This is a genomic window from Nitrosomonas supralitoralis, assembly GCF_003011925.2.
Lineage (GTDB): Bacteria > Pseudomonadota > Gammaproteobacteria > Burkholderiales > Nitrosomonadaceae > Nitrosomonas > Nitrosomonas supralitoralis.
In genome coordinates this window covers 25903-39755 of the sequence record NZ_PXXU01000031.1, presented here as the reverse complement: position 1 = coordinate 39755, position 13853 = coordinate 25903, and the positions used below count along the sequence as shown (strand labels likewise).

Here is a 13853-nt window from a genome sequence, read left to right as displayed (position 1 = left end):
CTCACACTAAAAATTCTAGGAAATATTTTTGAACTCCTCACAATTATTACCACTCGCGCCAACCATTAAGAAGTGGAAAATAAATTCCTAGCCTTATCGGCCGCGAATCAATTTGACGCATAAGTTTTGCATAATTATTAAGCTGATCCCGATAACGAACCTGCTCGCGATCAAGAAAACTTTGAATATCCGATCCCACATGACTACTTGTTTTATAATCAATTATCCATCTAACTCCCTCAGAATCATTGAAAGTTCTATCAATCATACAGCTCATTATCTTATTATTAAAAATCCCAGCAACTTTCAATTCATTTTTTGCATGCTGCTGATGACCCAGAATCCAACGACCCCGTTTATCACTGATTGCATTTGTCAATGCTAAAATGATGCGATCTATTGCATTTTTCACTTCGTTATCGTCTCCGCTAAAACCATCGGCAAGTAAATTCTGTTTAAAACATTCGCGCATCATTTGTATGCGCACAACATTCCAGCCACACAATTCATCATCAGCAATTTTTCTTAACCATCGATGTACTACATTACCCACGTGACGAGCCATTTCGCTAGCCCATGAAAATTCGATCTCATCTTGAATCTGTTTAGTTTCGTAAAATTCACCCCAAACAACTGATTCTGGAGCATCTGGCAATGTCCATTCTGCTTTCAGTCTATATATACCCTGATTGTTTATATCGCTGATAACCACTTCACAACCTTTATCCTCAAGTTTTGGACTCTCCTTTACTGCAATTTTCTCGGCTGCATCGCGATAAATTTGTTGTACAACAGGCCATAGCCTATGAAGTAGCGAGCTCGCGACTGGTTGCTTAGGTATATATTTTCTTTCATTATTCTCAGTTGAACTTACATGTCCTAACAAATGTAAGAATTTCTTGGCACGCGTGGCAGCAACATATAGCAAACGATCAGCTTCATGTTGCTCTTTATTACAATCAATTTTCTCCATCCATCTATAAATCGGATCAGCGCTTACTCCTGTTTCTTGAATTGGCGCAAGTAATAATTCTGGATTAACTAACTTGCTCTCAACTCCAACTTCAACCCGGACATGTGGTTGTTCCATCCACTTTAATAATTGCCTATCATTTCTACGCTGCTCTCGGCCAAGTCCAGGAACAATGACTGTATCAAATTCGAGACCTTTAGCTTTATGAATTGTCATAATCTGCAAAGACTCATCTGCGATAATATCTTGTGAGGCATAGAGCGTATTCAATCCTTTTTCAAAACTTACCAGGTCTAGAATCACGCCAGCTACTTCCTGTTTATCTAGATAATCCAAAAAGATCATAGCATCTTCCCAGTTTGTCGCAATCTCACTTTGAAGTTTTGCGGTTGGACTAACACACCCTGGTCCGCCCAATGCTTGCCAGACTGCCTCGACTGTCATACGTAGCGACTGACGCTGTCGATGAATTATGCAAGGTGTTAAAGCTTTGCGTACTCTTTTTATACGTGACTTTGCGTCTGCTGAAATGTAGCGCCAATGACTTTCATCACAAATCAAATCCCATACGTTCGTTTCTTTATTAATTGCATCGTCATTTTTATCTTTTTGTCCATTTGCGGTCTTAAATAAACCATGAATATCTTTAAGCAAAAGCCCACACCATGGCGCACGTAATAATGCAGACCAAGCTATCTGATCGGCCAAATTTATCAATGCACGAGTTAGAATAAGTAAATCCCGAACTACCGGCTTGTAATGCAATAACTCAATATCAATGGCACGAAACCGCAAATTGGATTCTTTTAATTTTTGGACGATGACTTGCAGATGGCTACGGTTTCGCACCAAAATTGCAATCGTACCGGTCGGATAATCCTGGCGAGCTTGCAAGATAATGTCTACAATCTGCCTAGCCTCAACAACATGGCTGCTATCAAACAAGGGATATACCTTTACTGCAATCTCAGCAAGTTTGGGGTGTATCCCAATCGAAGGCGTATAAGCCACTGCGCCGGATTGAATCTCTGCACAATTAGGCATAACTTGTGCAAAAGTTTCATTAACCCAATTAATGATGCCTTGTTGCGAACGAAAATTAGTACTGAGCGTAATTGGGTGCAAAATCAGATGACCAATCCCGAGATTCATGGCCTGTAAAAACAATCCAACTTCCGCTTCCCGGAAGCGGTAGATAGATTGCATCGGATCTCCCACTGCGAACAGACTATGTCCATCCCCTACTTCCCAGCCGGCGATAAGTTTCTCAATTAATTTAAACTGACTGATCGAAGTATCCTGAAACTCATCAATCATCAAATGCTTGATACGATAATCCAGCGCCAGCGCTAGATCCGTAGGTGATTCGGAATCTCCCAATGCAAGCAATGCGCGTTGCGTAACCTCCGAGAAATCCACAAAACCATTGGCTTGAAAAATAATTTTAAGTTGTGCGACGGCATAAGGTAATAGCCTTGTTATTGCGCCTAGAATTTTCCATTGCTGATCGGTATAGTACGCCGGCGGCAGTTGACGTATATCATGCAACGCTTGCCGGAAAATTTCTTCTGAATCAAGCAAATTGATCAATACACCCCATCGTTTCTTCCACTCTGCTGCTTCATTTTTTTCAAATCTCTTGTTGTAAGGCGGAAAGCCTTCGTTGATAGAGATTTTTTTTCGCCAAGAGCCTTGCCGAGTGAGCAACAATTCAGCAACTCCATACCAATGCTCAATCTCGGACGAAGACAAGTTATCTAATTGACTGGAATGTATAATTGATGATTCCCTGTCATCAGCAATAAGATTAGTAGCAGCATAGCGTAGCAATTCTAGCAACTCATTTTCTAATGCTTTGGGAAATTGCAAAAGAACATACTGCAGCGCATGATGGCGTAAATTTTGCAAGGATTCTTCCAGTTCCTGCCGAGTCCTACCATGTATATGGCGCAGCCAGTGATCACGTCGCGCTAGCATTTCGACAAGCAAAGTTTCGACACGCATCGTGTCATTATCAAGATGCTCTAGCAACAGTTCCACGTCATCAGCAATTGCATGGTTCTGCTGCATCAATTCTAGTGTCGCTCGTACCGCTTCCAAATAAAAAACAGCAGCATCCTCAATTGTTTCAGGCTGCGCTCCAAATTTTGACAGCATGGGCATTAGTCGCGTCAATGATGCACACAGCGAATCAATCGTTTGTATCCGCAGTCTCTCTGGATGCTCAATAATATGCCAACCAGCCTGCTGATCACGCAGCAAAGCTGCTGCTGCCAATTCTCGATTCAGCCTTTCATGGGAAGTTTTAACTTCGGTTGGCTTGTGTGCAATTTCTAACTCGGCTAGAATCCGAGTACGCATTTCTGCTGCAGCTTTACGTGTGAAGGTAATAGCCACGATTTCTTCGGGAGTATCGACACAAGCAAGCAATTTGAGATAACGCTGAATAAGTAGTGCTGTTTTGCCCGATCCAGCCGGTGCCTGGACAATGAATGATTGAGCTGGATTGAGTGCTCTTAGGCGTTGGTCTGCATCAGGAATAAATTCAGAATCAATCACTTTCCTTGCCTAGATCAGTCATGTCATTCTCCATCCGCTCACGAATTCGGCAAAACAGTTGCATGTCACAATATCTACATGTCGTGGGAAAATTCTTGGGATCGACTCTAGCATCTCCACTGCAAAAACCCACTGCCAGATTTGTCAGATGTTGCCGCCATGTTTCAATCAAACTCTCCCACGTGTTAAATCGCATGCTTCTATCCAACTGCAAAAAAGCTTTTATGCCTGGCAATAGATCTGATTCTCGCAATATCGCCGCAAAACCCATTTCACCTCGCTTTATAACAGCAAATGCAGCACCTGCAGCTTGTTGGCCCATGTCAGTCATCACCAGATATAAAGGAAGTTGCGGCTCATCCGGACGCTCTCCGATCATAGACTGTATGGATTGTTTGCTTGTTTTGTAATCAATAACGATGCGTTGCCCGTCCTCCAATTCGTCAACCCGGTCCAAGCGGACACTCAGAACCAGATCACCTACTTGGATAGAACGTTTTTCTTCCGCAGCAATTACCTTGAACCAACTCCGCTTCTTTTCTTCATCCAACCATTCAAGCATCACACGAATCAAACGCCGTTGCTCAATTTGCACAAAACGACCCGAAAGTGCAATAGGTTTGTATTGCTGCATCTCCAAAACTGCATCGCTTGTAATATCTGTCAGTATATTCTCAAGAGCGTAATTATTAAGTTCATCAAGCGCATCTTTAGTTTTCAATTGCCGCCATAATTGCGCCAATACTTGATGCGCTAACATGCCTCTTTCCACTGCATTTAGACCTGTGTGTGGCACATACAAGCTTGTAAGATGCAACCGGTGCTTAGCCCAGGCACGGAATGGACATGCGGCATAATCCTTGAGTACCGATGTGCCTCCCTTTATGCTATGTTTAACGGTTTCTTTACCCAATGGTGGCGACTCACAATCTGCTATATACTCCATTTTGCATGATTGGATAATTCGGTGATGATGCTGCTCCATCTCAACAAATAGCGGGCTACCGAGCGGTATCGATTGAATCAATGGACTGGATTTTAATTCATGCCTATCACGATCATCACTAAATTTGGGATAACTTGACACAACCTCTCTAGCACTGGATAGCCACTTCTGCGTCAGAAGTTGACAGTATGCCGACGACTCCAAGGCTGATCCAAATGGCAATTTTGCTCTACGTTGCAGCTCTAATGGCAAAAAAGGGTTCGGATGGGACCGCAACGGCCACTGTTCATCAGATAGCCCCATGACCCATAGATGATCAAATTCCATCCCAACCGCTTCCAATACACCGATAATTTGGACTGGCACCCCGGGTGTTTCAGGCTGAAACAATGTATTATCTGCCATCCGTCTCAACCGTTTGAAAGCCTCATGATAGCTAACTTCTGCGCTGATTTGATCGAGCGTCGCAAAATTTGCAACAAGTGACTGCCACTTTTTAAAAGCTTGATACTCATTGGAATCCAAACCACGCTCTCCAGGAAAACCCAAAATCTGCAGAACTTCGGAAATAATTCTGGTGAATACAGTATGACTGGCTAACTCAGGAAACTGAGTTTGACGAAATTTCATCAACGCTGACAAACGCTCCAGCAAAATCGGGCATTTACTTTGCCCATCTGTTTGCATTAAGAGTAAAAGTAATCGCTCCAGAGAAACATCAGGCTCAGCATACCTGCTCATTTGCGCATTTAACAGCGCACGTTGCCTCATTTCAGTTTCCCCTCCAGCTAGAAATGGTGAACGCAACCAATGACTGATACGATTAAATTCCACTTCTTGATCCAATAAAGCCAAGCATACAAAAGCTGCATCTATCAAAGGATAAGTTGTTAGTGCTAAACCCAACGAGATATTAAACGGTGCAATACTCCGTGTTGCACCCGGCAGTGCAAACCGAATATCAGGATGCATCACCTGATTAAAGATACGAGTCAGAGCATTGCGATAACTGGACAGCGTCGGTACCACGATACCCACACGCACATCATGATTTACTGTTTCAATTCTGGATCGCGCCCATAAAGCTGCCTGATAAATTTCATCTTGACTACTTGCATATCCAAAATGCTGAACTGTTGCCAGCGATTGCTGGCTTTGTGCTGTTGGAATAGCTACCAAAATTTCGCAACCACATTCACTTAGCTTGCTTAAAAAAGTGGTTTGTTGGGGTGTAAAAACATCGAAGCCATAGCAAACTATTGAAGATGGATTGTTAATATCCAGAAACTCGTATCGATCTGTGACCAGATCACAAATACGAGCTTGATCAGTTTGCTGGTTTCGTGCCGTTATATCTTGATAGGTTTTTGCCCAACCCAAAAATACTTTAACGTCTTCGTTCGGTGCAAAATCTCGTAGGCAATGAACCAACTGCCAAGTATGGGCAAGATGCCACGCTTCACTGACTGATTGCGCCGTTTGTGGAATTCTCAGTAGTGCATTTCCATCTTCTGAGGATTGAATAATTGATTCCCAAAGCATTTGCTCCTGATATACAGACAATAGCAAAGGTAATGCAACTGCTGATTGGGCATAAAGTGAATCGAAATAAATCCGTTCAATAAACGTGGAAAATGGCAAAACATCTGCCGAATACCACATGGCTTTTTTCTGGTTGATTTGAACCTGATTAAATTTCTCATTAAGCGCTAATGCAAGCCTCCGATTGGGTGTAAGCACCACGCAGCCAGCATTTATGCGCTTTGCAATTTCATCATAAGTAATCTGTGGAAATTGTGGAGAAGCAAGCATGCGGTATCTAGATTACCGCCATTTCTGATTAGCGTTGCAGTTGATCCAGCTTTTCTTTAACACTAGCCCAGTCATCTGCATCAGGCAGTGCATCTTTTTTTTCAATAATTGGACGCCATTTTTTAGCTAGCTCAGCATTTAGCGGAATAAAGTGCGTTTGTTCATCAGGCACGTCGTCCTCAGCATAGATTGCCTCTACCGGACATTCTGCAACGCATAACGTACAATCAATACATTCATCCGGGTCTATCACTAAAAAATTGGGACCTTCACGGAAACAATCTACCGGACATACATCCACACAATCCGTATACTTACATTTAATACAATTTTCGGTTACAACATAAGCCATGACAACTATCCTTGCTAACACTATTATAGAATATTATATTTTAGCAGAATTCCAATAATTAACGCCATCACCAAAACCATCACAACCATATATTTTAGTGACAAAGCACATTTAATCGCTTAAGAAACTACGATGCTATCTCAACTTATTATTTAGTTATCGATTAAAAATTGCTTTCGTTCTTGAATCCATACAATTAATATGCATTATCTTTACGTAAGACGATCAACACGGTTTTAAGGATAATCCAAAGATCGAGCCAGATTGACCAGTTTTTGAGATAATACAAATCGTGTTCGATACGGGCTTGCATTTTTTCCAACACTTCAGTTTCTCCGCGCCAGCCATTGACCTGAGCCCAACCGGTAATACCTGGTTTAGCTTTATGACGAAGCATATAGCCTTTGATTAATTTACGATAAAGCTCATTATGTGCAACTGCATGAGGGCGCGGACCGACGATACTCATGCGTCCTTGCAATACATTAAAGAATTGAGGTAACTCATCCAGTGATGTACGACGAAGGAAGCTACCAATTTTAGTGAACCGTTGATCGTTTTGTTGTGCTTGCTGAATATCTGCTCCATCTTCAGTAACTGTCATGGAACGGAACTTATATACAGTGATTTCCTCACCATTAAGACCGTAACGACGCTGTTTAAAGATGACTGGACCAGGCGAAGTGAATTTTACTGCCAAAGCAATACTTACCATCAAAGGAGACAGCAACACAATGATGAGCAATGCCAGCATAAAATCGCTGATAGATTTGACCACGCCATCGATGCCGGTGAAGGGTGATTCATTCATGGCCACTACAGGAATATCGCCAATATATTCAAACCGAGCCTGCATCAGATCAAAAATATAAATATCTGGAAGAAAATAAATAGAAGTTGTGGTATCTGGCAGTTCATCCATCAACTTCTGAATTCGTGGCTGAGATGACATTGGTAAACTGATAAAAACCATATCAATAATATGCTTCTGAACATACGGCACGACACTCTCTAATCCCCCCAAACGTGATCCAAAATCTACCGGCCGGATAACAGAGTCGACTGCGCTTTGGTCACCCAGTCCGTTCGAATGAGAGCCTAAGCTAGCGTCGATTCGGGTGCTACTACGTTCATCGAAGAAACCTTGCAAATTAATCAAAAAAAAAGGATGGTCCGCAATATGTTTGATGAAATGCAAACTGTTTTCGTTGATACCAATGACTATCGCTGAACGCAACTTGCCTCGGTGGTACAGACTGGCGACAATGCTGCGCACTGTAAGATGACTCGCGATCAACATCAATGGTGTAACGATAAACCAAGTTAATAGAACTTCCACAGAAAACTGATTGTGGAATTTGGTAGCATAACCTAGAAATATCAGAATAGCGACAATGATTAACCAGCCCATCACTGTATCGCGCACATAAGCAAGCAAACGACCCTTTCGCCAGTTGCGGTAAATAAGGATGCGCTCAAAAATGTAAGAAGAAATAAAAAAAGTAATAATGACTAATATCAAATAGTAACTGGTGAAGTCTTCATGATAGATCCAGGTTGTGAGTATCAGAGTGCTCCATATGATGAATGGATCAAGCAGATGCTTGAAAAAAGCTACTATGGGCAAATCATTGACTGTCATCGTTGTCCGTAAGTATATTGTAGATTGACATTGGCGCCGTTGGCGTTAAAACCGCCAAAAAATGAATCAGATTTTAAATCGGCATGATAAGCTGAGGCGCTGAGCTCGAGACCAAGATAAGGGTTATATACGAGTCTGACAGTGGCGTTGCGGATCGTATTGTGTACACCTAAAGCAGAAGATATTTCTGGATCACTAAGATTTGTTACGCGGTTACCGAAGTTGCGTGTCTCATACAAGAAATCTCCCTCCATACGTACTTTTTCTGTGATATTCCAGAAGGGTATTACGCTTACACCGGTATTAATACTGAAACTTGCGGTCAAATTCTGCCTGGCTGCAGTTTCGCGCCACCCGCTAACAGTCAGCCCAGTTTTATCTGTAGGTCGCCATTGAAAAATACCACGCGCATTGAATCCGCTAAAATCGCGCTGTACGGCACTTGCATTTTGACGCTCAACCCACCCTCCACGCACCTGGAAGCTTGATTTTCCAGTGACATCCCAGTTAATTTTAGCCATGACTTCCTTTTGTTCGTAATCATTATTAATAAATGCTGATGTAGGTTCAAAAGGAAAATTACCGCTTATATGGCGAAAAAGCACTCCGACCGTATTTCTGCCTGATTTACCGTGCGATGAAACATAGTCAATTCCACCTTCAAACTGGTTTTCAGTACGCTCAAGAAATCGCAAACGTGGAACTTCAGGGGGAGCTTTGATACCTAGGTCATAGTGAGTAAACTCGCCATTCAAACGCCATCTTGGATGAAATCGCCAACCTCCGTTAATATATTCTGTCAGTTCGGTACGGATAGATTTAATACCCGGTTGAAACAGGAAGGGCGCCAGTGACTGTGTATAACTGGCTCCCATATTACCTTCCAGTTGATTACCTATCAACCAGTTCCAGTTGCCACTAAAATTTTTCAGATTGTTGTCCATAATGCTAAATCTATCGAACTGGACGCGACTATAGTTAAAGTTTGCGCTTAACCGCTGCCGACTGATTTCCTTCTGAAGGATAACGCCCCCGGTAAACCGGTGCGTCATATCAAAGAGATCTTTCTGAATAATCGCATTTCTAATAGAATCATTTGCAATGCTATCGGTATTCATTTTATCTCTGATGCGCAGTATGTTGTCATCGGCGGTAAAAATATAACTTCCAAATGGCTGTATTACTTTACCAATAGTCTGCGCATAAATAGGTGGCGCAAAAAAAAGCAACAACATGCATCCTAAAACAAAAAACCTCAACCAAATGGATCGTAATAAGCGTGTCATAATGAATTTAAGATACTGACAGATTGGCGCAACCGTAACTTCACTCAATAAATATTTCATCAACTTCGAATTCTCAGAGTTTGCATTAGTTAAATATCACAGACATTTGACAGAATTGCATTTTGCTTAACATGTTCTCATAAAACTATTTTTAACAACACTTTTTCGATCAGAAAAATCACGTTTTTGATCGATTCCTCTCTAAGTGTCGCTATTTTTAACACTTCGGTTTAAATTAATGATACAAATTGCTTTGTATATGCTAAAGAAATTTAAAGATATGGAATTACGGCACAATCTGCAATAAGATTAAACCAGACAGGATCACTGTCTTTAACTACTTATTTGAGCTGAGCGGCAGAGATAATAGCAATGTAACGATGTCCGAGAAAGCATAAATTAGATTTAAATTTGCAATCTTTATTATTGGGTCGTCTTTTTTGCGAGAAAGTCAGTTGAGCAGTTCAATTGCCATTATCACTAGGAGAAACTGGTGAAATTCACTTCACTCACACAGCGATTTGCTGTCTGGTTTACGTTGGTTTCTTTACTACCAATATTATTCATTGGTAACAGTCTACTGCATACCTTTGAGGCCGAGATCAAAAAATCCGCTATTCAGAATGTCTCTGCTATCGCTGACAAGAAGGCCGAGCAAATTGACAGCTACCTTTTAGAGCGTTTGCTTGATGCCTACTTGGTTAGTGGTATGAGTACAACGCATGAAGCCATTACTAAATTCACTACAGTCTTTGAAGAAAAAGGAATCGATTCCGATGAATATCACGAGCTAGATAAGAGTTATCGTGAAAGTTACAAACGCTTTGTGGAGGATGCCAAATATTATGATCTGTTTCTGATTTCACCTGATGGAACAATTGTTTATTCTCAAGCACACGAATCTGATTTTGCAACCAATTTACGAACTGGCCCCTATCGTGATAGCGGTTTAGCTAAAGTTGCCCGCTATGCGTTGGATAAGTTAGAAAGTAGTATTTCAGACTTCGAGCATTACGAGCCATCCAGGGACGCGATCGCTGCATTCGTAGCGACGCCCATTATTAATGAGGGCGAAATTAAAGGTGTGCTGGCGTTACAAATCTATAGTGAACTTGTATTTTCAGTCATCTCAAATAACGTCGGCCTTTTGGCTAGTGGTGAAACAGTAGTGGCACGACTCGAAGATGCCCAGACTGCTCTGGTAATGGCTCCATTGAAGTATGACCCTGAAGCCGCATTAAAACGAAAAATCCCGCTTAATAATCCACCGTCTTCTACGGCTATGGAATTTGCCCTAAAAGGTGATTCTGGTGGAGCACTGACTGTTAATTACCGTGGCAAGGAAGTTGTGACTGCATGGCGTTATTTACCACGCTTGAAATGGGGTATGCTGGTAAATATTGATGTCGATGAGGCATTTGCTTCTGTTTATCATCTGCATTTTGTTGGTTTGGTTATTGTTATTCTGACCTCTCTCGCTGCTTTATTCGGGGCTTTTTTATTTAATCGCCGTGTTGTCGACCCTTTGAAGCACTTGAACCAGAGCGCTCTAAAAATATCAAAGGGTAATTTGCGTGAGCAAGTTGCGATTGAGGGTTGGGATGAAATGAGGCAACTTGCGCAAACATTTAATCTTATGGTGGAACGGTTGAATGCCAGTAACCGCGAATTAGAAGAAAGAGTCGCTGCACGCACGGCCGATTTGCAATGGGCAAATACAACTCTGGCGATTAAAGAAGAAGAAATGCGGTCTGTTGTTGAACACATGGTGGATTGCGTAGTTACTACCGATGAAATAGGCAGGATTCTTTCCGTCAATCCAGTCATGGAAAAACTGTTTGGCTATAGACATGATGAAATGATAGGACAAAATATATCGATCATCGTGCCCGAACCTGATCGTAGCAGACATATCAGTTATATGGAAAATTACTGCCGCACTGGGCATGGCCAGGAATATGTCAGTCGCCCTTATATGTCCGGATCGCATGGTATTGGTCGTGGGCGTGAAGTAGAAGGCATTCGCAAGAATGGCGATCGAATAGCGCTATATTTGGCGGTCAGTGAGTATTTTGTGGGTGAAGAACGGCACTTCACGGGTGTGATGCGGGATATCCGTGAGCATGTACGTATCATGAACGACTTAAAACAAGCTCGGACTGAGGCAGAACAAGCTAACCGGGCTAAATCGGCTTTTCTGGCCGCCATGAGTCATGAAATCCGCACACCGATGAATGGCGTGATCGGAATGATTGACGTACTTAGACAGACCAGTTTGACTGGCTATCAAATGGAAATGGCTAACTTGATACGCGATTCCGCTTATTCGCTACTTTCCATTATTGAAGATATTCTTGATTTTTCGAAAATCGAAGCCGGTAAGCTGGAAATCGAAAAAATCCCAATGTCATTAGCGAGTATTGTCGAAAACGCTTGCGGTATGCTGGCACACGTCGCGCTCAGTAAAAAAGTGGAACTGACCTTGTTTATTGATCCGAAAATTCCTGAGAATATGTTGGGCGATCCCTTGCGACTTCGCCAAGTATTGGTGAATATAATCAATAACGCAATCAAATTCTCCAGTAAGCAAGAAAAACAAGGCAAAGTATCGGTGCGAGTTTTATTGACCGAATCCAATCCCGATCAGGTAGTGGTCACTTTCCAGATAACCGACAATGGTATCGGTATGAATAAAGAGACTCAGTTAAAATTGTTTCAATCATTCTCACAAGGTGATCCTTCTACCACACGGCGATTTGGTGGAACTGGCCTCGGTTTGGCAATTTCGCACCATCTAGCAGAATTAATGGATGCAGAAATCACTGTAGAAAGTCAGCCTCAGCATGGTTCCACTTTTATCATACAAATGCCTTTTAAGCCTTTAACCGATATCTCATATGCCGACCACAAGACCGATGATCTCGAAGGCATGAATTGCTTAATATTAGGTGAAGATGATGGGCTGAGTAATGATCTGGCTGTTTATTTAAAAAGTGCAGGTGCCATTGTCGAGCAGGTGTCTAATCTCGCTACCGCTGAGCGAATTATTCAGAAGCTTTCTCCCGGGTTATGGCTTGTGGTTATCGATGCCGGAGAGCAAGTACCTTCCATTGAGGCAATCCGCACTGCGTTTAGCGCGCGCTCTGAGGCTATAAAAAATGACGCAGAAGCGAAGCAGAGCCAACCGCATCCGTATATTGAGCCCCGATTCGTTGTGATTAAGCGAGGTCGCCGGCGGCAGGCTCGTATCGAGGATATCGACATCATTACACTGGATGGCGATGTTATGTACCGTCAATCGTTATTTCGCGCAATGGAGATCGCTGCTGGAAGAATAGAAGCAGAAACAGAAGACGCTCCTACTCTAAAAACATTTAGATCAGCCCCTAAACCTATTTCGCGAGAAGAAGCTTTGCGACAGCGCATGCTGATTTTGGTCGCGGAAGATAACGATATCAATCAGAAAGTAGTCCGCCAGCAGCTCAACCTGATGGGATATGCGGCAGATATTGCTAGCGATGGAAAAGAAGCATTAAAACGTTGGCAAAGTGGTGATTATGATCTGTTATTGACTGATTTACACATGCCGGAAATGGATGGATTCGAGTTAACAAAAGAAATTCGGGCTGCGGAAAAGGACCGGAATCATATTCCGATTGTTGCCTTGACAGCGAATACGTTAAAAGGTGAAAAGGAACGTTGTCTGAAATCCGGAATGGATGACTATCTGAGCAAACCGGTTCAGCTTGAAGATTTGCGCTTGATACTTGAGAAATATCTATCCAGTCGACAGCCAATTGAAACTATCCAATCTGCGTCCCAACCAGCTTTATCCAACAGCAAAGACAAGTCGATCGAAACACCGCTCGATCTCCATGTTCTCGAACAATTGGTCGGTGATGATCCCGTGATCCTAAAAGAAATGTTACTGGATTTTCGTACCAGCGCGGAAAAAATTGCGTCGGAACTCCACACAGCTTATCAAGCGGGTCGATTAACAACAGTAGGTTCATTGGCCCATAAACTCAAATCATCTGCGCGCTCTGTCGGTGCGCTTGAATTAGGTGAATTATGCGCAAAAATGGAGCAGGCAGGTAAAAAAAGTGATGCCGAAGCACTAGCTGTACTGTTCACAGCATTTGATGCTCAAATGATAAGTATCAAAACTTATCTGAGTACTTTATATGCGAAAGATGAGTGAAGTTCTCCCAACAAGTTATCCATTGTTGGAGTAAACCGATTGATTAACGTGTTTCTGTATTTGTCATGTCGTGCTTCTGTTC

Annotated in this window: 6 protein-coding genes; 1 reads left to right on the top strand and 5 read right to left on the bottom strand. The window is 42.3% G+C overall.

All coding sequences use genetic code 11. From position 1 onward, the window contains the following. Positions 1-46 precede the first annotated feature (46 nt). From C7H79_RS10775 to epsL, 5 genes are all read right to left on the bottom strand, one after another. Complete coding sequence (locus tag C7H79_RS10775) at positions 47-3532, bottom strand: UvrD-helicase domain-containing protein (protein ID WP_106707272.1); 3486 nt, start codon at positions 3530-3532, stop codon at positions 47-49. Then, positions 3525-6290: a PD-(D/E)XK nuclease family protein gene (locus C7H79_RS10770; protein WP_106707271.1), complete on the bottom strand. Its 2766-nt coding sequence runs from the start codon at positions 6288-6290 to the stop codon at positions 3525-3527. Before C7H79_RS10770 ends, C7H79_RS10775 begins: the two co-directional genes overlap by 8 nt. A 28-nt stretch (positions 6291-6318) precedes the next feature. Further along, positions 6319-6642, bottom strand: a complete 324-nt coding sequence (gene fdxA / locus C7H79_RS10765) for a ferredoxin FdxA (RefSeq protein ID WP_106707270.1) — start codon at positions 6640-6642, stop codon at positions 6319-6321. Between the two features lie 196 nt (positions 6643-6838). Beyond that, complete coding sequence (locus tag C7H79_RS10760) at positions 6839-8284, bottom strand: undecaprenyl-phosphate glucose phosphotransferase (RefSeq protein WP_106707269.1); 1446 nt, start codon at positions 8282-8284, stop codon at positions 6839-6841. Next, positions 8281-9519 carry an XrtB/PEP-CTERM-associated polysaccharide biosynthesis outer membrane protein EpsL gene (gene epsL / locus C7H79_RS10755; RefSeq protein WP_242447257.1) on the bottom strand — a complete coding sequence of 413 codons (1239 nt, stop codon included), beginning with the start codon at positions 9517-9519 and terminating at the stop codon, positions 8281-8283. Before epsL ends, C7H79_RS10760 begins: the two co-directional genes overlap by 4 nt. Before the next feature lie 544 nt (positions 9520-10063). Between epsL and C7H79_RS10750 the strand changes: the two genes are divergently transcribed. Then, positions 10064-13771, top strand: a complete 3708-nt coding sequence (locus tag C7H79_RS10750) for a response regulator (RefSeq protein WP_106707267.1) — start codon at positions 10064-10066, stop codon at positions 13769-13771. The last annotated feature ends 82 nt before the right edge of the window (positions 13772-13853 follow it).